This window comes from Caballeronia sp. LZ033, from assembly GCF_031451265.1.
Lineage (GTDB): Bacteria > Pseudomonadota > Gammaproteobacteria > Burkholderiales > Burkholderiaceae > Caballeronia.
In genome coordinates this window covers 1,058,997-1,081,832 of record NZ_JARUXQ010000002.1, presented here as the reverse complement: position 1 = coordinate 1,081,832, position 22,836 = coordinate 1,058,997, and the positions used below count along the sequence as shown (strand labels likewise).

The 22,836-nt window shown below is 64.2% G+C and carries 21 protein-coding genes and 1 pseudogene; 7 read left to right on the top strand and 15 right to left on the bottom strand.

Features of this window, described 5'->3' with window-relative positions; all coding sequences use genetic code 11:
* Positions 1 to 15 precede the first annotated feature (15 nt).
* From QCE62_RS20645 to QCE62_RS20635, 3 genes are read left to right on the top strand one after another with little or no spacing between them, the layout of a single operon-like run.
* A complete protein-coding gene (locus QCE62_RS20645) occupies positions 16 to 1,086 on the top strand; it encodes an ABC transporter substrate-binding protein (RefSeq protein ID WP_309922532.1) in 1,071 nt (356 codons plus the stop codon).
* Positions 1,087 to 1,105: 19 nt separating this feature from the next.
* Complete coding sequence (locus tag QCE62_RS20640) at positions 1,106 to 2,335, top strand: acyl-CoA dehydrogenase family protein (protein WP_309922530.1); 1,230 nt, start codon at positions 1,106 to 1,108, stop codon at positions 2,333 to 2,335.
* Between the two features lie 14 nt (positions 2,336 to 2,349).
* Positions 2,350 to 3,648, top strand: a complete 1,299-nt coding sequence (locus tag QCE62_RS20635) for an NtaA/DmoA family FMN-dependent monooxygenase (protein ID WP_309922527.1) — start codon at positions 2,350 to 2,352, stop codon at positions 3,646 to 3,648.
* Positions 3,649 to 3,699: 51 nt separating this feature from the next.
* Here QCE62_RS20635 and QCE62_RS20630 read toward each other — a convergent pair whose 3' ends face one another.
* The 8 genes from QCE62_RS20630 to QCE62_RS20595 all read right to left on the bottom strand — a co-directional run bounded on the left by QCE62_RS20630 (position 3,700) and on the right by QCE62_RS20595 (position 12,362).
* On the bottom strand, positions 3,700 to 4,887 hold the full coding sequence (locus QCE62_RS20630; RefSeq protein WP_309922523.1) for an acyl-CoA dehydrogenase: 1,188 nt from the start codon (positions 4,885 to 4,887) through the stop codon (positions 3,700 to 3,702).
* 24 nt (positions 4,888 to 4,911) lie between these two features.
* Entirely contained in the window at positions 4,912 to 5,634 is a 723-nt protein-coding gene (locus QCE62_RS20625; protein ID WP_309922520.1) for an ABC transporter ATP-binding protein, read from the bottom strand.
* Between the two features lie 3 nt (positions 5,635 to 5,637).
* Complete coding sequence (locus QCE62_RS20620; protein ID WP_309922517.1) at positions 5,638 to 6,453, bottom strand: ABC transporter permease subunit; 816 nt, start codon at positions 6,451 to 6,453, stop codon at positions 5,638 to 5,640.
* Between the two features lie 19 nt (positions 6,454 to 6,472).
* Entirely contained in the window at positions 6,473 to 7,456 is a 984-nt protein-coding gene (locus QCE62_RS20615; RefSeq protein ID WP_309922514.1) for an aliphatic sulfonate ABC transporter substrate-binding protein, read from the bottom strand.
* An 11-nt stretch (positions 7,457 to 7,467) separates the two neighbouring features.
* Positions 7,468 to 8,241, bottom strand: coding sequence for a class II aldolase/adducin family protein (locus QCE62_RS20610; protein WP_309922511.1), 774 nt, complete (start codon positions 8,239 to 8,241; stop codon positions 7,468 to 7,470).
* A gap of 222 nt (positions 8,242 to 8,463) precedes the next feature.
* On the bottom strand, positions 8,464 to 9,837 hold the full coding sequence (locus tag QCE62_RS20605; RefSeq protein ID WP_309922509.1) for a cytochrome c: 1,374 nt from the start codon (positions 9,835 to 9,837) through the stop codon (positions 8,464 to 8,466).
* A 10-nt stretch (positions 9,838 to 9,847) separates the two neighbouring features.
* Entirely contained in the window at positions 9,848 to 11,626 is a 1,779-nt protein-coding gene (locus tag QCE62_RS20600; RefSeq protein WP_309922506.1) for a GMC family oxidoreductase, read from the bottom strand.
* A gap of 4 nt (positions 11,627 to 11,630) precedes the next feature.
* The gene (locus QCE62_RS20595) at positions 11,631 to 12,362 is read right to left on the bottom strand and encodes a gluconate 2-dehydrogenase subunit 3 family protein (protein ID WP_309922503.1); all 732 of its coding nucleotides are present in this window, start codon (positions 12,360 to 12,362) and stop codon (positions 11,631 to 11,633) included.
* 532 nt (positions 12,363 to 12,894) lie between these two features.
* On the opposite strand from QCE62_RS20595, the pseudogene QCE62_RS20590 reads away from it, so the two are divergent.
* A pseudogene (locus QCE62_RS20590) lies at positions 12,895 to 13,191 on the top strand (methyl-accepting chemotaxis protein); the annotation flags it as partial.
* 280 nt (positions 13,192 to 13,471) lie between these two features.
* Here the strand turns inward: QCE62_RS20590 and QCE62_RS20585 are convergent.
* On the bottom strand, positions 13,472 to 14,221 hold the full coding sequence (locus QCE62_RS20585; RefSeq protein ID WP_309922500.1) for an XRE family transcriptional regulator: 750 nt from the start codon (positions 14,219 to 14,221) through the stop codon (positions 13,472 to 13,474).
* A gap of 82 nt (positions 14,222 to 14,303) precedes the next feature.
* Between QCE62_RS20585 and QCE62_RS20580 the strand changes: the two genes are divergently transcribed.
* From QCE62_RS20580 to QCE62_RS20570, 3 genes are read left to right on the top strand one after another with little or no spacing between them, the layout of a single operon-like run.
* Positions 14,304 to 15,614 carry an MFS transporter gene (locus QCE62_RS20580; protein WP_309922497.1) on the top strand — a complete coding sequence of 437 codons (1,311 nt, stop codon included), beginning with the start codon at positions 14,304 to 14,306 and terminating at the stop codon, positions 15,612 to 15,614.
* Positions 15,615 to 15,642: 28 nt separating this feature from the next.
* Positions 15,643 to 16,263 (top strand): glutathione S-transferase family protein, encoded by a 621-nt coding sequence (locus tag QCE62_RS20575; protein ID WP_309922495.1) that lies wholly within the window; start codon positions 15,643 to 15,645, stop codon positions 16,261 to 16,263.
* Positions 16,264 to 16,321: 58 nt separating this feature from the next.
* Positions 16,322 to 17,098, top strand: a complete 777-nt coding sequence (locus tag QCE62_RS20570; protein WP_309922493.1) for an aldolase — start codon at positions 16,322 to 16,324, stop codon at positions 17,096 to 17,098.
* A 305-nt stretch (positions 17,099 to 17,403) separates the two neighbouring features.
* Here the strand turns inward: QCE62_RS20570 and QCE62_RS20565 are convergent, their stop codons facing one another.
* Genes QCE62_RS20565 through QCE62_RS20540 form a run of 6 tightly spaced genes read right to left on the bottom strand, consistent with a single transcriptional unit; the run spans position 17,404 to position 22,827 of the window.
* A complete protein-coding gene (locus QCE62_RS20565; protein ID WP_309922490.1) occupies positions 17,404 to 17,850 on the bottom strand; it encodes a DMT family transporter in 447 nt (148 codons plus the stop codon).
* Positions 17,851 to 17,879: 29 nt separating this feature from the next.
* Positions 17,880 to 19,133 (bottom strand): arsenic transporter, encoded by a 1,254-nt coding sequence (locus tag QCE62_RS20560; RefSeq protein WP_309922486.1) that lies wholly within the window; start codon positions 19,131 to 19,133, stop codon positions 17,880 to 17,882.
* Complete coding sequence (locus QCE62_RS20555; protein WP_309922482.1) at positions 19,130 to 20,368, bottom strand: MFS transporter; 1,239 nt, start codon at positions 20,366 to 20,368, stop codon at positions 19,130 to 19,132. The genes QCE62_RS20560 and QCE62_RS20555 overlap by 4 nt, the downstream gene beginning before the upstream one ends.
* 3 nt (positions 20,369 to 20,371) lie before the next feature.
* Positions 20,372 to 21,487 carry a metallophosphoesterase gene (locus tag QCE62_RS20550; RefSeq protein ID WP_309922479.1) on the bottom strand — a complete coding sequence of 372 codons (1,116 nt, stop codon included), beginning with the start codon at positions 21,485 to 21,487 and terminating at the stop codon, positions 20,372 to 20,374.
* A gap of 32 nt (positions 21,488 to 21,519) precedes the next feature.
* On the bottom strand, positions 21,520 to 22,071 hold the full coding sequence (locus tag QCE62_RS20545; protein ID WP_309922476.1) for a hypothetical protein: 552 nt from the start codon (positions 22,069 to 22,071) through the stop codon (positions 21,520 to 21,522).
* A gap of 33 nt (positions 22,072 to 22,104) precedes the next feature.
* Positions 22,105 to 22,827 carry a hypothetical protein gene (locus QCE62_RS20540; protein ID WP_309922474.1) on the bottom strand — a complete coding sequence of 241 codons (723 nt, stop codon included), beginning with the start codon at positions 22,825 to 22,827 and terminating at the stop codon, positions 22,105 to 22,107.
* Between the last annotated feature and the right edge of the window lie 9 nt (positions 22,828 to 22,836).

The window sequence follows — 22,836 nt, the reverse complement described above, 5'->3', positions numbered from 1 at the left end:
TATGAAAGGCTTATTTTGAAAGTACTCGGCAAACTCGCGTTGGCGCTGGTCGCCTCTCTCTTCACGTACGTCGCGCATGCGCAAGGCGCCGACCAGAAGGACGTCGTGTTACGTGTGTCGTCTTGGGGCGGCAAGTCCACGCAGACGCAGATCAAGTATGCGGGCGACATCTTCACCAACAAGACCGGCGTGAAGGTGCAGTTCATCGACGGGGCGTCGATCGATCACGTCGCCAAGCTGATCGCCGCGAACGGCCGCAACGTGCCCTATGACGTCGTGCTGCTCGATGGCGACGTGCGCGCGCAGGCCATCAAGGCAGGCGTGCTGCAAAAGTTCGATCCCGCGAAGGTGCCGAATACGCGCTTCGCTTTCGACGAAGCGAAGAACGCGCAAGGCTATGGCCCGGACTTCGATTTCGTGTCGGCGATCTTCGTCTACAACGCGGACAAGTTCGCGCAGGCGGGCATTCCCGCGCCGACTTCGTGGAAGGACCTGTGGAACCCGAAGCTCGCGGGACACGTCGCGCTGCCCGATCTCGCGAACGGCGCGGGGCGCGCGTTGCTGATCGAAACTTCGCGACTCAATGGCGGCGACGAAGGCAATCTCGACAAGGCCGTCGCCGAGATTGCGAGGGTCAAGGCGCGTACTTTCTGGCAGACCTCGCAGCAGGCGGAACAGCTCATCAAATCGGGCGATATCTGGCTGACCGTCATCGCCGATGGCCGCGCCTATGCGCTGCAGGACGCCTACAAGCCCGCGCGCGCGGTGCGTCCGAAGGAAGGCTCGATTGCCTTTGCTTCGACGGCGGACATCGTGAAGGGCACGCCGCATCCCGAACTCGCCGCGCAGTTCCTCAACGAGATCCATGGCGCGCTGTATCAGCTGGGCAATGCGACGGACTTCTACTACGGCCCGACCAATCGCCTGCTGACGCCGGTCATCGACGGCGATCCGCAACTGGCCGCCAAGCTCATCTACAAGCCCGAGCAGGCCAAGACGCTCTATCACCCGAACTGGGACAAGTTCTGGGCCGCGCATGAACGTGCGCAGGACCTGTGGAACCGGACCATCGTGTCGGGCCGCTAACAAGACGAGGAGCATGGCGATGAACCAGATCGACCCGGCGCATGTCGACGATGTTCCCGCGCGCCTGCACCGCGCGCTCGACATTGCGACGCCACTGCTGAAGCAACGTGCGGCGCAAGTGGACGAAGCCGCGTCTTATCCGTACGAGCAGATTCGCACGCTGCATGAGGCCGGTTTGCTCACTGCGGGATTGTCGAGCGCACGCGGCGGTGCGGACTTCGGCCGCACGACGAGCTTCGCGCATTACTTCGATACCGTTACCGCGATAGCCCGTGCATGCAGCAACACGGCGCAGTTGTTCACCGTGCAGACGGGCGCGCTGTTCTCGCTCGAACTGCTGGGCGAAGCTACGCTGGTCGATGAAGTGGCGCAGGCGGTGCGCGAGCGAGGCGCGACCTTCTGCTTCACGGCCGCCGAACCGGACGAGCGCTTCACCTATGACAACAAGCGCATCAACATCAAGTCGAGCGCCGAACGTCTCGCCGACGGCCGCTGGCGCGTGAAGGCGGAGAAGGCGTTCGCGACAGGCTCGGTGGGTTGCGGCTTCGCGCTGTTCCAGTGCGCGACGGTGAGCGCGGACCCGAACCGACCGCCCGAGTCCGTGCTGGTGGTGCTGCCACGTGAGCATGAAGCGGTGCGCGTGCTGGATACGTGGGACGGCATCGGTCAGCGTTCGACGGCCAGCGGCAATTTGATTGTCGATGAAACTATTATTGAGGCGCGGCAGATTGTCGGCAATCCGGCCAGCGTGCCGGCGGCGGCCATCTTCGCGCCGTTCTATCAGCTCGGCTTCGCGGCGATTCTCGCGGGCATCGGCGAAGCGGCGCTCGACGACACGCTGCACTTCATCCATCACGTGCAGAAGCCGACCAACGGTTATGCGCGCGCGGCCGAAGAACCGGCGCTCCAGGCGCATGTCGCGGACGTGCGCATCGCGCTCTCGGCGAGCCGGGCGCTGATTGCCGAGGCGGCGCGCAAGATGGACGCCTTCACGCGCGGCGAAGCGGATATCGCCGATGTCTTCGTTGCCGTCTATCAGGCCAAGGTGCATGCGAGCGGCAGTTCGATCGAAGCGGGATCGCGCCTGTTCCAGATCGGCGGCGCGCGCTCGGCCACTCGCAGCGTGGCGGCGGACCGGCACTGGCGCAATGCGCGCACGCTCTCGCTGCACGATTCCGTCGACAAGCAGAAGGGCATCGTCGCGCGGCATGTGCTGGGCGTCGAGCGCCCCAACGTGTCCACGCGCTGACCAGGAGGCGAACCGTGCTGCTGGCTTTCTTTCTCTCGCATTCGGCGTCGCCGCATACGGTCGGGCAATGGCGGCTGCCGCGTTCGTTCCAGGGCTATCGTTATGATCGCGCGCCGTATTGGGAGCATGTCGCGCGCACGGCGGAACGCGGCGGCATCGACACGATCTTCCTGTCCGATTCCTACTCCATCTACGAGACCTATCGCGGCGACAGCGACGACACGCTGCGCTGGGCCGTGCAGTGTCCGCGTCACGATCCGTTGCCGCTGATTTCCATCATGGCGCGCGTGACGCAGCATGTCGGCCTCATCACGACCTTGAGCACCGCGTTCCTGCCGCCGTACTGGGTCGCGCGCCAGTTCGCGACGCTCGATCATCTGACCGAAGGTCGCGTTGGCTGGAATCTCGTCACGACAGCTGGCGAGCCGGAGGCGCGCCAGTTCGGCCAGGCGCTCGATGAACACGACACGCGTTATCGCCGTGCCGATGAATATCTGCGCCTGTGCCAGACCTTGTGGGACAGCTGGGAGCCGGATGCAATCGTCGCGGATCGTGCGTCGGGCGTGTTCGCGGACCCGTCGAAGGTCGCGAAGATCGACTTCGACGGAGAGTTCTTTTCGAGCCACGGACGCTTCACCGTGCCGCGCTCGCCGCAGGGCAGGCCGCTGATCGCGCAGGCGGGATCGTCGAGTGCGGGTGCGGCCTTCGCGGGCCGTCACGCGGATCTCGTGTTCGGCTTGCGGCATTCGGCGCGCGGCATGCGCGAGTTCGTCGACAAGGTGAAGGGCGCAGCGACGCAAGCCGGACGCCACGCCGATGACGTGCGCATCCTGTGGGGCATCGTGCCGATCGTCGGGCAGACGCGCGAAGAAGCGTTGCAGAAGCAGCAGGCGATTCGCAGCAACGTGACGGTGGAAGCAGGCCTGACGATGCTTTCGGCCTTTCTCAACACGGACCTTTCACGCTTCGATGCGAATGCGCCGTTTCCGGATATCGGCGGGACGAGCGGCATACGCGGACATCTTGCGACCATCACCGAGGACTTCGCGCCGGAAACGCCGCTTGGCGAGATCGCGCGGCATTTCGCGGCGGGTCAGGGGCCGCATGTGGTCGGCACGGCGGCTGAGGTGGCGGATCAGCTGGAGAAGCTGCTGGACGAAGGCGGCGGCGATGGTTTCATCTGCATCACGCATGCGCTGCCGGCCTGCATGGACGAGTTCGTCGATCTCGTGGTGCCCGAGTTGAAGCGGCGCGGTCTGCGTCCGGAGGCCTACGAACACGCGACTTTGCGTGAACGCGTGCGCGCGGGATGATGTGGTTGTTGTTGCAATTACGCCGGCACTGCGCCGGCGTAATTGCATGGATCAGAAGTATGAGAGGTTGGGCAGCGGTGTGTCGTGCGTCGCCTGCCGGCCTATCGCGAGCGCCTTGTAGATCAGCGGATTGTGCGCGGTCACCGTGCGCAATGCGCGCCAGTGCCGGTCGAGCCGCTTGCCAATGCGCGTGCTCGATGCACCACCCACTTCGAATAGTTCCCCGGCGGCACGGATGGCCAGATCATCGATGACGACCTTGGACTTCGCCGTGCTCGCGGCTGCTTGCTCGAAGGCATGCGACGAGACATCGCCGGACGCTGCGCTCGCGAAGCCGCGTTCCAGCCATTGCGTCGCTTCCAGTACGCCGACGCGCGCCAGATGCGCGACGCTTTCGAGCCGTCCGATCACGCTCAGCAACAAGGGATCGTCGCCCGGCACTTCCGCGACCGCGTGATAGAAGTTGCGTTCGCGCGACTTGAGCAGCAGCGCGGCATCCTTGACCACGCGTTGCAGCACGCCCGCCACCACCGCCGAGAGATACAACTGCGCGAACGTCGCCACATAAGGAAGCTTCGTCACGTTCTCGTTGTCGATGATCTCGTCGGGCGTCACGCGCACGTCGGTGTAGGTGGTCGTTCCGCTCGCCGTGAACTGCTGGCCGAAGCCGTCCCAGTCATCCGCGATATGGACGCCCGCGCGTGTCGCCGGCACGACGACCTTGACCGGCTTGCCTTGCGCATTGACGGCATAGACATGGATATGGTCCGCGTACAGATTGCCGGTGCTGTAGAACTTTTGGCCGTTGAGGCGCAGGCCGTCTGCGCCTTGCGTCACGGCGGTTTCGTAGTCGAAGTTGCCGACGTTGCGCTTGCCCAGTTCCGTCGCCGATGAGCCGAACGTCTCGCCGCGAGCGACACGATCAATGAAGGTCTCATAGACCGGCACGCGTGCGCGATCGATCAACAGGCCTTCGACGAAGTTCAGCGGGTTGCGGAACGCATGCGCGACGTTCGGATCGGCGGCAGCCAGATCGATGACGAAGTCGAACAACTGTACGAGCGTGATGCCCGCGCCGCCACGGTCGCGCGGCAAGCGCAAGGCGCCCAGGCGCGCGTCTTTCAGGCGCTGCATCGTCGCCTTGAAGGCGGCGGTGTCGCGGTGCGGAGTGGCTTCCTGTTCGGCAACCCACGGCAGCAATGCGCGCAGGTCGCTCAGTTCGAGTTGGGCTGTAGTCACGGTTTCAAATGAGGTAAAGGAGCTTCAGGCGGTTTCAGCGGCCACGCCGAGCGCGGCCAGCAGACGTTCGCGCAAGGCGGCGAAGGCGGGATCAGTCGGACGTCGGGGACGCGGCAGATCGATCTCGATGTCGCTGCCAATGCGGCCATGCTCCAGCATCACCACACGGTCCGCGAGCAGCAGCGCTTCATCGACGTCATGCGTGACGAGCAGCACCGTCGCGTCGTGCGCCTTCGATACCTGCGCAATGAGCCGCTGCATCTGGATGCGGGTAAGCGCGTCGAGTGCGGCGAAGGGTTCGTCGAGCAGCCAGACTTTCGGATCGCGGACCAGCGCACGCGCGAGCGCGACGCGTTGCGCCTCGCCGCCCGACAGGGTCAGCGGCCACGCATCCAGCCGGTGCGCCACGCCGACTTCCTTCAGCGCCACGGCAATCACGGCGCGTGCATCGGGTTTGCGCAGACCCAGCGCGAGATTCTGTTCGACCGTCTTCCACGGCACCAGACGCGGTTCCTGGAACACGACGGCGCGCTTGTCGGGTACCTGGACGGTGCCGGCGGGTGCGCTGTCGAGCCGGGCCAGCGTGCGCAGCAAGGTGGACTTGCCGGAACCGGAGCGGCCCAGCAAGGCGACGAAGGCGCCGCGTTCGATGTCGAGATCCAGGCGGTCGAGCACGGTGTGTTCGCCGAAGCGGCGCGTCAATTGACGCACGCGGATCAGAGGTTCGGTTGGAGTGCAGGTCGCCATGACTCAGTCCTTGATGACCGCGGGCCGCCATGCCAGCAGGCGCCGTTCGGCGGCGCGCACGAGGGCGTCGGTGAAGAGACCGAGCAGCGCGTAGATCAGCAGGCACGCCATGATGATGTCGGTGCGCATGAAGTTCTGCGCGTTGATCGCGAGATAGCCGATGCCGCTCGACGCATTGATCTGCTCACCCACCACCAGCGAGAGCCACGCGATGCTGAGCGAATAGCGCAGGCCGACGAGAAACGAAGGCAGCGCGCCCGGCAACACGATATGGACAATCTGTTCGGTGCGCGTGAGGCCGAGCGTGCCGGCCATTTCGATGATCTTCGCATCGGCGCCGCGAATGCCCGAGAACAGATTGAGATACACGGGGATCATGCAGCCGAGCGCGACGAGCGCAATCTTGGGCGTCTCGCCGATGCCGAACCACAGGATGAACAGCGGCACGAGCGCAAGGTGCGGCAGGGTGCGGGCCATTTGCAGGAGCGCATCGACGGCGTCTTCGCCGCGTCGCGAGAGCCCGGCCAGCAGCGCGAGCCCCACGCCGAGCGAGAGTCCGATGGCGAGTCCAGTGCCCGCGCGCGCCAGCGACGCGAGCAGATGCATGCCCAGCTCGCCGCTGGCTCCGAGTTGCCATAGCGTGGCGGCGATCTGCGAAGGCGACGAGAAGCGCCGCTCGCTGACGAAGCCGGTCGTGGCGGCAAGCTCCCATGCCAGAACCAGTACGGTGGGGACCGCGAAGCGCTGCCAGCGAACCCGTGGCCTGAGCCGTGCGAGCGGCGCGCGTGGCGCATCGACGGCGATCGTTGGATGAGACATGACGAATCTCCGTGAAGGTTCAGGCGGTGGTGGCGAGCTGTCCGTCGAAGGCCGCGCTGATATTGCCGATCGACTGCTTGATCATCCCGTAGCGATAGAAGCCGTCAGCCGACTGTTGCAGCGCGCGGCGTACGTCTGCGTTGAGCGGCGCGGGCGTCGGCTTGAAGTCGGCGAGCAGGGAGCGCGCGGTGGCGGGATCGAGCTTCGTGTCCTTGACGAGCGCGGCCGCTGCCGCATCGACGTTGGCGAGCGCCCAGCGTTGCGCACGTTCGCTGCGGGCGAGGAAGTCGCGGATCGCATCGCGCTTGTCGCGCGCCGCTTTCTCGTGAACCAGCAGGAAGTTGTTGCCGCTGAAGAGGTTCGGTACATCGCTCAGATTGGCGATCGGATACGCGCCGTTCTGCTGGATGGCGAGCGTGGAGTAGGGCGCCCACGTGAGCCATGCATCGACGGCGCCGGATGCGAACGCCGGCTTCGCTGCGGTGGGATCGAGGAATACGATATTCACGTCGCTGCGCTTGAGGCCCGCTTTGTCCAGCAGGCCGTAAGTCATCAGTTCGGGGCCGCCGCCTGCGTTCACCGCGAGCTTCCTGCCCTTCAGGTCAGCCACGCGCTTGATGCCTGAATCGCGTTGCGCGAGCAGCGGAATGAAGCTCGGCGCGAACGTGATGGCGCTGACCGCGCGAGCCGGGCAGCCGGCGGCGTAGGCGAAGAGAAACACGACATCGCCGGTCTGGCCGACATCGAGCGCGTCGGCATTGAAGGCTTGCAGTTCCTGCTGGCCCGCGGGGAACTTGCTCCATTCGATTTCATACGGCAGGTTTTTGGCCTCGCCGGAGGCTTCGAGAAACGCCTTCCAGCCGATGGAGTTCATGTCGCCCACGCGCAGCACCGTCGCGGCGCGCGCCGGGCCGCCGATCATGAAGCCCGCCGCGGCGGCGAGGCCGCCCGCCATGAGCTTGCGACGGTTGCGTGATGCAGGTCGATCGGGTCTGAATGTCATGCTGTCGTCGCTCAATGTTCATAGCCAGGGTTGTGTCGATCGACGAGCCGCTTGAGAGCCTCGAAATGTTCGACGTGATAGGGACGTCCGGACCACGCCGCGCCTTCGCGCGCGTGCTCGGTGTATTGACGATGCACCCGGTCCTGCTGCTCCTGCGACAGCAGCCGCAGCGGCTTGCCGGTGGAATACGCGAGGATCTGGAAGCGCGCCGCGCGTTCGAGCAGATACAGCCGGTCATAGGCTTGCGAGACGCTGCGACCGGTGACGATCACGCCGTGATTCGCGAGGAACAGAATGCTCCTGTCGCCCAGCCGCCGTGCGAGACGCCGGCCTTCGCCGATGTCGTAGGCGAGGCCGTTGTATTCGTCGTCATAGGCGATATGGCGCAGCAACAGCAACTCCGCCTGACCGATGGGCAGCAGACGCTGATCGGCCAGACGCGTGAGCGCGGTCGTGTAGGGCATGTGGGTGTGCAGCACGGCGGCGTGGCGTACGGGATCGGCCTGATGAATCGGCAGATGAATGCACAACGCGGACTGCTCGACCACGCCTTCGCCCGCGATGCGCTGCGCATCGTAGTCGAGCGTCAGGAAGTCGCTTGCCTTGATCTCGGACCAGTGACGTCCGAAGGGCGCGACCAGAAAGCGTCCGCGCGGATCGGGCAGCGACAGCGAGAAATGATTGGCAATGCCTTCGTGCAAGTCCTGCATCACCGCGATGCGATGCGCCGCGGCCAGATCGATGCGGCCAGTGCGTTCGACCTCGGCAAGGTCTGCTTCAGCCATGCGTGTGAACTCCCTGCAGTGACGGATCGTGCAGCCGCAGGCGCGGTGAAACTGGCGCGCGGCACTGGCACGACCATAAGTCAGCCGAAGCAGCGTTCAAACGAATGGATTGTTCGATCTATATCAGGGCGTGCGCGTCGAGCTTATGACGCGAGGATCGAAGAGGCAGGCGAGGGGAGAGGCGCGGGCATGACGTGATCGTCATACTCGCGCTGTGCTGCCTTACTGGTTTTCAGCGCGCGTCGGTTGGGCCGACGCGTGGATCGCCTTGCGTTCCTTCGCGACCTGCTCCACCGACACCGCCGGTGCATGATTGCCCCAGCTCGTGCGCACGAAGGTCAGCACGTCGGCGATATCGCGATCGGTGAGGCGTTCGGCGAATCCGGGCATCGCGTAATGCGTCGGGGCTGCCTTGGTCCACGGCATGGCGCCGCCCTGAAGCACGATATGAATCAGCGAAGCGGGATCGTCGGAGTTGACGACGGTCGAGAGCGCGAGCGTCGGGAACGTCGCGTCATAACCGCTGCCGCTCGTGCGATGGCACGCCGCGCAGTTGTCGACGAAGGTCATTGCGCCATTGCCGCGATCCGTGCCCGCACGCAACGCATGCGCTGCATCGGCGTTCGCGGTCAGCGGCTGCGACGAGGCATCCACGGGCGCGAGCGTCTTCAGGTACGCGGCGATCGCGCCGAGATCGGCATCGCTCATGTGCTGCGTGCTGTTCTCGACCACTTCAGCCATGCCGCCGAACGCCGCCGTATGCGCGGTGCGTCCGCTCTTCAGGAACGCGACGATATCTGCATCGCTCCAGCTTCCGAGACCGTCCTTTTTGTCGCCGCGCAGGTTCTTCGCGAGATAGCCGTCGATCACGCCGCCCGACAGGAAGGTGTGGCCGTCGTCGGTGAGCGCCTTCTCCTGCAGGCCGACGCCGCGCGGCGTATGGCATGCGCTGCAATGCGCGAGACCTTCGACGAGATAGCGTCCGCGCGCCACCGGATCGGCGGGCAACGGTGTATCGTCGGCGATTGCGTCCGGCGCGAAGGCCATGCGCCAGAAGCGCAGCGGCCAGCGCATCGACAGCGGCCAGACGATGTCCTCTGCGCGGTTCGCCTGATTCACCGGCTGCACGCCTTGCATGAAGTACGCGTAGAGCGCCTTCACGTCCGACGGCTTGACCTTCGCGTAGGAGACGTAGGGCATCGCCGGATAGAGCGACGAACCGTTCTTCGCGATGCCATGACGCACGGCGTTGTCGAAGTCCTCGACCGAATAGTCGCCGATGCCGGTTTGCTTGTCGGGCGTGATGTTGGTCGAGTAGATGCGGCCGATCGGCGAATCGATGCCGAGCCCGCCCGCGAACGGCTTTCCGCCCTTGGCCGTGTGACAGGCCACGCAGTCTGCTGCCGCCGCGAGATAGCGGCCTTTCTCGATCAGTGCACGGTCGGCGTCGCTCGCAGCTTGCGCCTGCGGCTGCGCGACCTTCGTTTCGACGCGCGGCGCGGAAGCCGGTTGCTGCGCGAACGCGAGCGCGGCCCACGCGGCGCCCGCGACGATTGCCGACGACACTGCGATCATCGTGAGTTGTTTCTTCGTCATCGCCGTGTCCTCAAGCCTGAACCAGCGGAGCGCCAGGGTTCTTCAGGTATTGCTCGCGGATCGCCTTCGCCGAGTGATAGGCGAGTGCGGCCACGATGCCCGTCGGGTTGTAGCCCATGTTCTGCGGGAACGCGGAGGCGCCCATCACGAACACGTTCGGCACGTCCCAGCTTTGCAGGTACTTGTTGACGACGCTCGTTTCCGGCGACGACCCCATCACCGCGCCGCCCGTCGTGTGCGTGGACTGATAGACGCGGGTGTCGTAGTGCTGTCCCTTCTTGCGGATCGCGCGGAAGTACTTCTCCGGATTCATCGCCTTCGCCACGTCTTCCATGCGCGTGCCGATGTAGTCGAGCATCGCGTATTCGTTGTCGTGCCAGTCGAAAGTCATGCGCAGCAGCGGCTGGCCGTACTTGTCGCGGTAGGTCGGATCGAGATCGAGACAGGCATCGCGATACGGCATCACCGAGCCCGAGATGCCGATGGTCATGTGGCGCTGATAGGCATCGGTGACGCCCGCTTTCCAGCCGCTGCCCCAGCTCGGCGTGCCCGGAATGGTGGGCGTCTGCTTGATCGGACGTCCGCCGTAACGGATATGCCGCACACTCGCGCCGCCGACGAAGCCGAGCGGGCCGTGATCGAACTGATCGCCGTTCAGGTCGTCCATGCCGACGCCGCCCGCGCCCGTGCCGATGAACGGATTGAGTTGCGTGCCCTTGGGCAGCATCACGTTGATGGCGCCATTCATCTGATATGCGTAGTTGCGGCCGACGGTGCCCGTGCCGGTGCGCGGATCGTACGGCTTGCCGATGCCCGACAACAGCAGCAGACGCACGTTGTGCATCTGGAACGCCGCGATGATGACGAGGTCGGCGGGCTGTTCGACTTCACGGCCTTGCGCGTCGATGTACTGCACGCCCGTCGCGGTCTTGCCGTCCGGTGCGAGCAGCACCTTGGTGACGTGCGAGCGCGTGCGCAGTTCGAAGTTGGGCTTCTTGAGCAGCACCGGCAGGATGGTGGTCTGCGGCGAGGCCTTCGAATACATGTAGCAGCCGAAGTCTTCGCAGAAGCCGCAGAAGTTGCACGGCCCGAGGCGCACGCCATAGGGGTTCGTGTACGGCTGCGAGGTGTTCGCGGCGGGCGCCGGGTACGGATGGAAGCCCACTTCGCGCGCGGCCTTTTCGAACAACTGCGCGCCGAGGCTGTTCTTCAGCGGCGGCGTGGGGAATTCGGAGGTGCGCTTGCCTTCGAGGGCATTGCCGCCGGCCTGGATCTGGCCATTGAGATTGCCTGCCTTGCCGGACGTGCCGAAGACCTTCTCGGCGAAGTCGAAGAACGGTTCCATCTCGTCGTAGGTCACGCCGAAGTCCTGCACCTGCATGCCTTCAGGAATGAACTTCTTGCCGTAGCGCTCTTCATAGCGCGTGCGCAGTTGCAGTTCTTCCGGAAGCATGCGGTAGTGCATGCCGTTCCAGTGGAAGCCTGCGCCGCCGACGCCATTGCCCAGCAGGAACGAACCGTTCTGACGATACGGCGTGGCGAGATCGTCGACGCCATGACGGATCGTCACGGTTTCGCCCGAGAGGTCCTGGAACAGTTCGCCGCGCACGGCGTACTTGAGCTCGTCGATGACCTTCGGATAGTTGGCGTCCGTCGGCGTATCGCGCATTGCACCGCGTTCGAGTGCGACGACGTTGAGACCTTCATCGGTCAGTTCCTGGCCGAGAATTGCGCCGGTCCAGCCGAACCCGACGATCACGCAATCGACCTTGTCTTTCTTGATTGCCACCTGCTTACCCCCGCCTGCCGTCGATCGATACCGGGCCGTACGGATACTTCACGCCCGGCTGATCGATCCAGTCCATGAAATCCGCCCGGGCACCCGGGAAGCCGATCATCTTCCAGCCCACCATGTCCTTGTTGCCGCCGTAGATCGGATCGGCCAGGAAGCCTTCCTTGGTGTTGCCGAGGAGGTAGGAGAAGAAGGTGCGCGCGGGCACGACGTCGAATTCGATCTTCGCGTGCTCCATCTCGCCGAGGACCGTTTCCTGGGTCTTGTGATCGAGTTGCGCGAAGGTCTTGCCGCCGTACTGCTTGATGCAGTGGTCATCGCAGGACTTGATGCCGTGGCGATAGAGGTCGCGCGGCGCGAGGTTCATCTGGTAGCCCATCTCGGGCGGCTGATCCGGATGGAACGGGCCCTGCATATACCACAGCTTGCCGTGGCCATAGGGCGTTTCCATCTGCCGGTCGATGTACTCGTGCACGTTGGCTGCGAGCGCGCCGGGCCCGTGATCGTCAGCGGGGATCAGGCGATCGATGGCGGCCTGGATGAAGGCCCATTCGGCGTCGGTGAAATAGGTGGGGGCGTAGGCCTTGGCGCTCGCGGCGGGCGTGGCGGGCGGCGTGGTGTTGCTGCTGCAGGCGCTCTGCGTGAGCGCCGCGCCCGGGACCACGGTGGCCGCGGGCACGATGGCCAGCACCTGCCGCAGAAAGCGACGGCGCGGCTCTTTGTCGTTCGACATGCTCTATCTCGTCTTGGTCGTCTGTGGGGGATGCGTGTGGGGTCAGCCGCTTCTTTGGCGGAAGCGACTCCACGTCAGGGCGGAGCGGGGACGCGCCCGGTTTCGCGAAGTGTCGTGGACGACTGTTTTGGCTTCGCGGTTTGGCGGGCGGACTGGAATGTGTGTAGCAGGAGCGAACGGTTCTTTGATGCGTTGTTGCTTTGTTGCTTTGTTGCTTTGTTGCTTTCCCCGATCCGGCGTTCGCTTCTTTGGCGCGAAGTTTAGACAGGTCGGATGAATAAATAAACTATATGAAGCTATCTTTTGGAAGATAGAGTTTGTTTTTTTCAACGGCGCATCAGTCGCAGAGGGCGGCAGATGCGGGTTTGAAGCCTGGGTTCACTGCAGACGCGGGTCCTGTGACTGAGGAGCAGGTTGGCCCGGCCACGTCACCCGAATGTGCCACTCCTTCAGAAGCTCAGCAACGCCCGGCCAGGACTTCGGAATGGATGGCGGTAGGGGGCCGGGGTTGCCGTTCGGCGGAAGAGTGATCGTGGCTACCGGCCCAACGCTGGTGCGCGATGCGGGCAGCAAGATCGCGGAGATCGTGGGTTCGGTGCAGCGCGTGACGGGCGTGGTGAGCGAGATATCGTCGGCATCAGAAGAGCAACGGACTGGCATCGAACAAGCCAATATGGCCGTCACGCAGATGGACGAAGTCACGCAGCAGAACGCGGCGCTCGTCGAACAGGCGTCGGCGGCGGCCCAGGCGCTGGCTGAACAGGCGGGGGCCTTGCGCGATGCAGTCGCGGTCTTCAGGCTGCACTGTGATTCTGTCTCGGCTGCGTAAGCGGCAGGCGATTTCCGACGTTCACGAGCGGCCGACAGGAAACCTGCAGGCATCGACCGTGTATGGCAGGCGTCAGTTAGCGCGAAGTCCACGGTCGAGCTTTCGGGACGTGGTCGCATCCGCGTGCCTGTTTCGCGAAAGCGTGATGAATGGGGATCTCGCGGCCGCCGATACGAACGAGGGCTTTCGACCCCGAGCCGCCGCTCGCGCTCCAGCGGCCTGAACGACCGGACTTGAGAAATGAACGCCCCTCATTCCGTCGCGCAAGCCGGTCAAAGTTCTACGGCTTTCTACCTTGTTCGTCGCGCGCGCTCGTCACGACAATCAACACTTCGGCGTCGCTGCCGAGGCTGTGAATGCGATGCCTGACCAAGCCCGGAAACTGGGCGAAGTCACCCTGGCGCAAGATGACGGACTGATCCGCCAGTTCGATCTCAATCGCGCCCGAGAGTACGAAAAAAATCTCGTCGCCCGAATGGAACGCGGCTTCCTTCAAGTCGGCGTCTGACGAAAATCGCACGAGCAACGCCGTTGGACCGTCGCCGTCATCACTGCCGTGAGCGCGGCTAAGCGGCGCGAAATCGTAGCCGGCGCCACCCTCACGGCTGAAATTCCTGTCGCCCGTCCGCACCACGTGCACCACGCCTTGGTCTGTCTTTTCGCCGAGCAGCGTTGCCGCGGACGTGGAAAGCGCCTGCGCCACTCGCATCAGCGCAGACACCGACACGCTCTTTTCGCCGCGCTCGAAACGCGACAGATGCCCCTTGCTGATCCCTGTGCGGCTCGCGAGTTCATCAAGGGTGAGACCGCGCCGCTGCCTGAGCGCGCGCGTCAGTTCGCCAGGGTGTTGGACCTCGGAGCCAGATGCGCGCTCCGCGGGCCGTACGGCCGCGCGCCCGCGCGATTTTGCAGTCAACAAACGTTGTCTCACCGATAAACGAGGGGCCCTGTCATGCCGCCCGAGAGCGTCTTTCGAATTTATTTTGACAGGGATTTCAACGGCGATTCTAAACGAATAGACTGGCAGCACCGTGGACAACTCTGTTGTCTACCGGGCAAACCTCAGGCAAACTTCGGGCAAAAAAGGCAGCACGACGCGACAGGGAGAGGCGATGGACACGGTGGAACAGAATGCGGCAAGTCCCGCGCGGGCCAGTGCGCCGGCGGATCGGCGGATGGTGCGGGTGGCAGCGGCCTCGATGGCGGGCACGGCCATCGAAGCGTTCGATTTTCTGGCCTACGGCACGGCCGCGGCACTCGTCTTCAACAAGCTGTTCTTTCCAAGTCTTGATCCGGCGACCGGCACGCTCGCCGCATTCGGCGCGTTCGCGGCGGGTCTCTTTGCACGGCCGCTCGGCGGCATCATCTTCGGCCATTTCGGCGACAAGATTGGCCGCAAATCCATACTGATCTGGAGTCTGGTGTTGATGGGCATCTGCACGACGCTCATCGGCCTGCTGCCCACCTACGAGTCCATCGGCATCTGGGCGGCGGTCCTGCTCGTGCTGCTGCGGATCGGCCAGGGCGTGTCGTTCGGCGGCGAACTGGGCGGCGCCGTGCTGATGGCCGTCGAGCACGCGCCGGCGGGCGCGAAGTCGTTCTATGGCAGCCTGCCGCAAGCCGGCGCGCCGATCGGCATCCTGCTGTCCACTGGCGCCTTCGCGCTGGTGAACATGCTGCCCAACGCGAGCTTCATGGCATGGGGCTGGCGCATCCCGTTTCTTGCGAGCGCCGCGCTCATCGCGATCGGCGTGTTCATTCGCATGAAGGTGGAAGAGACGCCCGATTTCAAGGCCGTCAAGACCCAGCACAAGGTGGCGTCGATTCCCGCCCGCGACGTGCTCGTCTCGCACATGCGGCCGCTGTTGCTGGCGATCGGCGGCAAGCTTGCGGAAGTGACGCTGGTGTACACGATCATCGTGTTCTCGATTTCCTATGCCACCGGCAATCTCGGCTTTACCCGCGCCAACGCACTGAATGCCGTGCTGCTCGGCTCGCTCGTGCAGATCTTCACCATTCCGCTGTTCGGCTGGCTGGGCGACAGGATCGGCGCGCGGCGGCTGTATATCATCGGCACGCTGTTGCTCGCCGTGATGGCCGTGCCGCTCTTCCACGCAATGGGCACCGGCTCGCTCACGCTCTATACGCTCGCGGCCATTACGGCGCTCGCGCTGAACTACGCGATCATCTTCGGACCGCAATCGAGCCTGTATGCCGCGCAGTTTCCGCCCGAGTTGCGCTACTCCGGCATTTCGATGGGCATTCAGGTTGCCGCTGCACTCGGCGGCGGCCTCGCGCCGCTGATCGCCGCCTCGCTCGTCAAGCATCTGGGCGGTATCGGCTCGGTCGGCATCTACCTGAGCGCGCTGGGACTGATCGGCGCGCTGAGTGCCTGGCTGATGAAACCCACCTCTTCCGACTAACCCGAATGCCACTCCGGAATCCATCGCGATGATGACACTCTACGACCATCCGCTGTCCGGCAACTGCCACAAGGTCCGGATGCTGCTTGCCATGATCGGTCTACCGTATCGCAGCGAATTCGTCGACGTGCCGAACGAAGCGCATCATGCGCCGTGGTTCGGCGACATCAACCCGTTACGGCAGATTCCCGCACTGGACGATGACGGCTACCTCGTCTGCGACAGCCAGTCGATCCTTACCTATCTCGCGCACCGTCACGCGCCGCAATGGCTCGGCGATACGTCTCGAACCCATGCGCGCGTCGCGCAATGGCTGTCGTTCGCGGCGAATGAAATCGGCAACAGCCTGCAACCGGCGCGGCTGTACTACCTGCTCGGCGAGAAGGTGGATATCGAAGCGGTGAGCGCGAAGGGCAAGCGCGTGCTGGGCGTGCTCGATGCCTATCTCGCGCAGCACGCATGGCTGGCGGCCGATCGGCCCACGATCGCGGACCTCGCGTGCATGCCGTATGTCGGCCTGTCGCGCGAAGGCCATTTGCCGCTCGATGATTATCCGAACGCGACCGCCTGGATCGAGCGCATCACCGCGCTGCCCGGTTATGTCACGATGAAAGGCTTGCCGCAGCCGGCAGGCCAGCGGGCGAACTGACCAGACGAATCCGCGTATGCTCGATCAGAGCCACGCGAATCCCTGTTGGAGACTGATGATGTTGACTGAAGCAAAGCAGGCAGTGACCGAACACGCCGTCAGCGAGATGGCCGCGCGGCTGGACACGGGCAACTGGACCGAGCGCGAGAAAGTGGTGCTGACGTGCCGCATGCTGGCGATGGAAAATCACTCGGAGACGCTGGCCGGACAGATCACCGTGCGCCGCGACGACGGCACCTATCTGACCACGCCGCTCGCGGTGGCGTTCGATGAAGTCGAACCGCGCCATGTCATGCATATCGACGAATCGCTGCGTGTGATCGAAGGCGTCGGCATGCCGAATCCGGCGGTGCGGTTTCATATGTGGGTGTATCGGCGCCGGCCGGATGTGAAAAGTATCGTTCACACGCATCCGCCCTATGTCTCCACGCTGTCGATGACCGGCCGCCCGTTGCGTGTCGCGCACATGGACGCCACGCCCTTCTTCGACGATTGCGCGTTCCTCAAGGAATGGCCGGGCTTACCGATCGCGGACGATGAAGGCGAGATCATTTCGTCGGCGCTTGGCAGCCGCCGGTCGATCCTGCTCGCGCATCACGGCTTTCTGGCGGCGACGTCGTCGATCGAGGAGACCGCCTATCTCTCGCTGCTGATCGAGCGTGCCGCGCGCAACCAGATTCGCGCGGAAACACTTGGACCGATTGCGGAACTGAACCCGGTACTGGCGAAGGAATCGCATGATTTCCTGTTGCAGCCGAACGTGGTCAAGGCGAGTTTCGCGATGTTCGCGCGGCGGGTTCTGCGTCAGGATGTCGACGCACTGAAGGCGCGCTGACCCCTGCACGATACGCATGGCGCTTTGCACTTCGCGCCAAAGCTCGATACTCGGCCCCTTCGTATGACTCTTACGTAGGGTGACCGGCCGCTCGAATGACCGTGTCGGAGCGTTGCCAAACGGCCGGAGCTGGCCAGAACCCGCCACTCCGTGAACCAGGTAAATACGCACACGACGCTATCACACACCCCAAGCCACGGCATCACGCGGCATGCATGCCAACTCAAGAGCCTCTACAGCCCGACGCGCCAGATCGAGCGACGAGCGCGCCACCGCCGACCTGAAAGTCCATCTCCGCCACGCCCTCAAAACCGCATGACCATCCCCACCCCCACGACCATCAACCCCGTCCCAATCGCTCGCATCCACCCCAACGGATGCTCCGCGACCCCAATCAACCCAAAGTGATCGATCGCAACCGAAGCCACGAGGTTCGCGCAGATCGTCAACCCGTTGAGCGTCCCGACACCGACCTTCTGCACCAAGGTCAGTCCAGCAAACACCGCGACCGCCCCCACGATCCCGCCGAGCGGTGCCCACCATTTCATGCTGCGCAGGTCATCCAGCGTGGGCAATGGCACCGGCTGAATCCAGAACATGGCAATAGCCAGAAACGTCACAAGCAGAAACGACACACTCGACGCAAGCCACGGATTGACCAACGCGCCTTTGAGTTGCCCGTTGATCGGAGCGCCTGCAGCCTGAAGAATGCCGCCAAGGATGATGAAGGGATAAATCCATGCGCTGCTCATGTTTCATGTCTCCGTAGGCAAGGCAACGATCAATGTGCAAACAAGAGCCGACATCCAAGCGCCAGAACAAGCGCCGGAACCATCACAACAAACCCAACCTTCAGGAACTGCATGAAGCTCACTTCCTCGCCTTCGCGTCGAATCGACGACAGCCAGAGAATTGTCGCGAGCGAGCCGGTGATCGAAAGATTCGGTCCAAGATCGACGCCGATCAGCAGCGCATCGATGACGCGTTCCGGGCTGTGCGCCTGCAAGGCCGTCGCGCTCGCGATGAGTCCGGCGGGCAGGTTATTGATCGCGTTGCTGCCGAACGCGATGACAAGCCCCGATACCGCCGCGGCCATCGGCTGATTCTGCTGGCTTGCCTGTCGCAGTAGCGCCGAAAGTTCGCGTATGACGCCCGTATGATCGAGCACCTCGACCAATACGAAAAGCCCCGCGACGAGCGGCAATACGCTCCACGATATGTCGCTGACAAGTTCCACAGGTGACTGGCGTTCCTTGATCAACACGATCATCGTCGTGAGAATGCCGAGTACCGCAGTAGGCAGCCCGAGTTGCAGATCGAATGCCGAGACGACCAGCAGCGCAACCGCCGTCACACCCATGCTCGCCAGCGTGAGTTTGCCGTTCGTGCTGAGCGGTTCAACCGGCAGATCACGCGCGCACGAACCACTCAGATTCGCGCGCTGTGTCCACCGCAACATCACGAACGTAACGATGATCGACAACGCCGATGGCAACGCAAATCGCGCAACCCATAAACCAAGCGCCGGCGTGTGATTCGCATAAAGCACGAGGTTCGCGGGGTTGGATATCGGCAGGACGAAGCTCGCCGCATTCGCGATGAACGCGCATACGTACAGCAAGGGAAGCGGTTTCGTATTCGCCTTTTTTGCAGCCGCGAACACTGCAGGCGTGAGAACGACGGCCGCCGCGTCGTTCGACAGAAAGGTCGTCACCACCACGCCCACGAGATAGACCAGCAAGAACAGCTTGCGCGGCGATCCCTTTGCGTAATTGACGGCATGCACCGCCACCCAGTCGAACAAGCCTTCACGGCGTCCGAGTTCCGACAGCAGCATCATGCCGATGAGAAACAGATAAACGTCCGTACCCTTGCCGATCGCCTGCCAGGCAAGCTGCGCGGGAATCAGCCCGAGCACGACGAGCATGATCGCGCCGGCCACGGCCCAGACTGCTTCGGGCCAGCGGAACGGCCGCAGGATCACACCGGCAGTCGCGGCGAACGCGATGCCCCATGAAAGAAAAATCGGGTTCATGTGGTCAGAGGGGCGTCGTGTGTATCGTCGCGGACAAGGCCGCAGGCTTTTTTCAATGTCGTGCCGAAGAGGAGCCACAGCGCGAGCGACCCCGTCGATATAGCGCCAAGCACGAGAAAGGCGCTCGCATAGCCGAAGTGTTGAGCCAGCACGCCGCCCAGCGCAGGACTCAGCGCCGCGCCCGCGCCTTGCACCGTCATGACCACGCCCTGACCGACATTCACCCGCCCCGTGCCTTGCAGCAGCCGCACCACCAGCGCGGGCACCGCGACGCTCTGCAAGCCCGCGCCGATGCCGTCGAGCGCCTGAACCGGCCACACGCCCCAGGCGGTGATGAACATCGCAGCGACCAAGCCGCGCAACGGCAGCGCGAGGAACGTGATCAGGATCACGCCCCAGTAGCCGATTCGCTGAATGAGTCGGTTCGCGAAACAGGCCGCGACGACCATCACGAGTTGCGCGACGACGATCGTCTGCGCGGTGAAGGCGCTCGGATCGCCCTGATGCGCCGCGACGACCGCGAGGCCATAGAGCGGCAGCATCGCTGCATTGCCGAGATGGAACATCGCAAGCGACGCGGCGAGCAGCAGCAAGGGCCGGCACGTCAGCAGGACGCGAAAGCCGCTTGCATGCTCATGCTCAGGATTCGACGCTCCCAAGCCGCCGAGCCCCCGCGCGCTGTCGTGATCGATTGCATCGCGCCGGATGAGCAGCGTCGAGATGACCATCAGCACGGCAAACACGCCGGCCAGTCCGAACACCGCGCCGAATCCATAACGCCATCCGAGCCAGCCCGACAGCGCCGCGCCGACCACGTTGCCCGCGTGATTCGCCACCTGGTTGCGGCCGAACTGCCGGTCGAAACCCTTCTCGCGCACGATTCCCAGCGTCACGCCGGCTACGGCCGGCCCGAGCGCGGCACCTGTGACCGCAGTGAAGATCTGCGACGCCGCCACCATCCAGTAACCATGCGATACCCACAGCACGAGCGAGGCAAGCGTCGTCATCACGCCCGCGACAACAATGATGCCGCGCTTGTGATGCGTGGCATCGACCAGCGCACCCGCCGGAGAAGTCGCGAGCATGCCTGCGATACCGCCCAGCGTCATGACCGTGCCGATTGCCTCGGGAAGCCAGCCATGCGCCTGAAGAAAGACGCCGAGGAACGGCCCGATGCCCGCCTGCACATCGGCCATGAAGAAATTCAGTCCTTCGAGCGCGTACAGTGGATTCATGGCTCACCAATGGCGTCCGTTCTTGTTGGGCCCGAGCTGCGAGCCGACGATGCCGTGCTCCGGCCAGGGTTCGACGGCGTGCGCATCGGTGCCGAGCGCCGAGTGATGCTTGAGATGCCTGTCCGCGCGACCCGTCGCCGGAAGTGCGATGGAGTCTTCGCCGCTGCGTCCGTCGGCCGTGCGCGCCGTCACCGTCAAAGGCAGGCGATAGCTCGCGGTGACAGCGGGCAGGTGCGCCTGCCAGATCCCAACTTCGCCGGCGCGTGGAGCAAACTCGATGGGAATGCCTTCGAGACTGCCGGTGACGGACACGATCTCGTCATCGGACACCAGCACGCGCACACAATGCTCGTCGGTCGGGCGCGGCACCGAGCGGCTGCGATGCAACCGCCAGTCGGATGGACGCGTAATCATGACGAACGGCCACGCGGCATCCAGCGGTTGAAACTTCCAGCTCACCACACCGCCATCGACTGCCGCCACCGAAAACCCCGGGCGACCTGCGTCTTCCTCGATCTGCCCGGTGGAACGGGTCGCGGCATAGACCACCCAGCCGTCGTTGAGCAGCTCGTTGTAGTGCGTGTGGCCGGTGTCGACCATGGCCACGTTGGCGCGTGCGAACGCGTACGCCAGTGCGTGCCCGTCGGCGATATCGCCGGGATAGGCGTGCATGAAGACGACGGGCGGTTCGAGGTCCTGCGCGGACGACGCAAGTTCTGCTTCGAGCCACCGATAGTCCGCACCCGACAGCCTGAAGTCCGGACCGCCGCGCCCCGCCGAGATGACATCGAGGAAGATGCACCGGTGGCCGTTCACGAGGCGCGACATCGGCAGGGGCGCATTGGCGAAGGCGTTGAACGCGTCGAGGTGGCCGGGCTCGTAGTCGTGATCGCCGGGAATGGCATGGAGCGGCGGCTTCAGCTTCGACACCTCAGCGAAGATGCGATGAAACTGCTCAGGCGTTCCGTTGTTGGCGTTGTCGCCCGGCAGGAAGGCGAAGTCGACACGGTCGGCCAGATGGCGATTGACCTGCTCGATCATCGCCTTCAGATGGTCGAGGCTTTCGTAGCGGTCGTCGCTCGACGCATGAAGGTCGCCGAAATGCACCCAGCTCAACATCGCACACGCTCCTTGAATGAGGCACGGCCTCGTCAGACGGCCTGCGGTGCATCGACGAGTTCGGCGATTTCATCGACCTCGATCGTGCGCCCGTGCCGGTTCTTCACGCCATGACCCCACGCGTGAACATGCGCGCCCGGCATCAGATAAGCGGCCAGTTCCGCGGCGGCATGAGGCGGCATGCGCAAGGACGTGCCGTCGTCCAGCAACGCGCCGCGCAATTCGCCTTTCGGACCGAACAGCGACAGCACCACTTCGCCGGACGCGTCCATCGGTTTGCGTTCGACGTCCGGCTTGTGATGCGGCTTGCCGTCGTGATGCGGGCCTTCGTCGAGAATCACGGCGCCGCTTCGGGTGGTCAGTGAAACGGCGGCGATCATGTCGGCATCGCGAGGCTTGACGCCACGCACGCGAACAAGATCGCCGAGTGCGATGTGACGCGCGATCTGTTTCGACAGATGCGGAGGAACGTGAACCTGACGCAAGCCGACGACGAGACCGTCGACTTCACCGTGCGGGTTCAACAGAAAGCGCGTGACCTTGCCGCGCGTTTCCGGAAGGCTCGTGGGGTCGATCCAATGCATGTTCATGGTCCTCCAAGTTGTGATGGGTTTGCTTCAGGGCATCGGCGCGTTGCGGTCGTAGAGCGGAGTCAGCTTGCCCGGCGAGCCGAAGGCTGTTGCCTGTAGCGCGGTGCCGTATTGATTCTTCGTGCCATAGCCTTGCGCCGATACCGTCGCGCCCGTACGCACCAGTGTCGCGAACTGTTGCGCGACGGGTGGCGTGAGTTTGATGACGGTGCCGTCGGAGAGGATCACGCCGTCGGGTTCGCCGCGCGGCGCGGTCGTGATGTGCGCCACCTGTCCTTGCGCGCTCAGAGGCGAGAGTCCTGCTCCGCGCGCGGCCCGGGGCATCGGCGGTGCGCCGCGCATCGGCGGTTCGTCGATCACTTGACGGCCCGTCTGCGTGTCGGTGATGCGCTGGGCCGCAAAGCTGCCGCCTTCCTCGCGTTGTCCGCTCACTTGCACGAGATCGCCGCGGCGCACCGCCGATGTCAGTTGCGCGCTCATGTGCGGTGGAAAGCGCACGAGGGTGCCGTCGTCGGTCATGAAGCCATCGACATCGCCATCCGGATTGGTCAGGAAGCGCGCCACCGTGCCTTGCGTGGTCGTAACTGAAGCCGCATCGGCGAGCGGAGGCGGGGGAGGCGGCGGCGTCGGCGCTCCGGCGACGGGCGGCGGGTTCGGCGTTTCAGCAGGTTGTGCCGCACAGCCGGCGCTCGCTGCGAGCAAGGCCGTGAGCACAGCGATTCGCAACTGGGGGTACAAGGTCGATTGCATGATTCACTC

Coding starts and splice junctions, on each gene's coding strand:
- QCE62_RS20580 (WP_309922497.1), top strand. CDS start 14,304: ATGGACACGGTGGAACAGAATGCGGCAAGTCCCGCGCGGGCCAGTGCG.
- QCE62_RS20615 (WP_309922514.1), bottom strand. CDS start 7,456: ATGACATTCAGACCCGATCGACCTGCATCACGCAACCGTCGCAAGCTC.
- QCE62_RS20540 (WP_309922474.1), bottom strand. CDS start 22,827: ATGCAATCGACCTTGTACCCCCAGTTGCGAATCGCTGTGCTCACGGCC.
- QCE62_RS20570 (WP_309922493.1), top strand. CDS start 16,322: ATGTTGACTGAAGCAAAGCAGGCAGTGACCGAACACGCCGTCAGCGAG.
- QCE62_RS20610 (WP_309922511.1), bottom strand. CDS start 8,241: ATGGCTGAAGCAGACCTTGCCGAGGTCGAACGCACTGGCCGCATCGAT.
- QCE62_RS20550 (WP_309922479.1), bottom strand. CDS start 21,487: ATGTTGAGCTGGGTGCATTTCGGCGACCTTCATGCGTCGAGCGACGAC.
- QCE62_RS20595 (WP_309922503.1), bottom strand. CDS start 12,362: ATGTCGAACGACAAAGAGCCGCGCCGTCGCTTTCTGCGGCAGGTGCTG.
- QCE62_RS20555 (WP_309922482.1), bottom strand. CDS start 20,368: ATGAATCCACTGTACGCGCTCGAAGGACTGAATTTCTTCATGGCCGAT.
- QCE62_RS20605 (WP_309922509.1), bottom strand. CDS start 9,837: ATGACGAAGAAACAACTCACGATGATCGCAGTGTCGTCGGCAATCGTC.
- QCE62_RS20625 (WP_309922520.1), bottom strand. CDS start 5,634: ATGGCGACCTGCACTCCAACCGAACCTCTGATCCGCGTGCGTCAATTG.
- QCE62_RS20640 (WP_309922530.1), top strand. CDS start 1,106: ATGAACCAGATCGACCCGGCGCATGTCGACGATGTTCCCGCGCGCCTG.
- QCE62_RS20545 (WP_309922476.1), bottom strand. CDS start 22,071: ATGCATTGGATCGACCCCACGAGCCTTCCGGAAACGCGCGGCAAGGTC.
- QCE62_RS20620 (WP_309922517.1), bottom strand. CDS start 6,453: ATGTCTCATCCAACGATCGCCGTCGATGCGCCACGCGCGCCGCTCGCA.
- QCE62_RS20560 (WP_309922486.1), bottom strand. CDS start 19,133: ATGAACCCGATTTTTCTTTCATGGGGCATCGCGTTCGCCGCGACTGCC.
- QCE62_RS20575 (WP_309922495.1), top strand. CDS start 15,643: ATGATGACACTCTACGACCATCCGCTGTCCGGCAACTGCCACAAGGTC.
- QCE62_RS20565 (WP_309922490.1), bottom strand. CDS start 17,850: ATGAGCAGCGCATGGATTTATCCCTTCATCATCCTTGGCGGCATTCTT.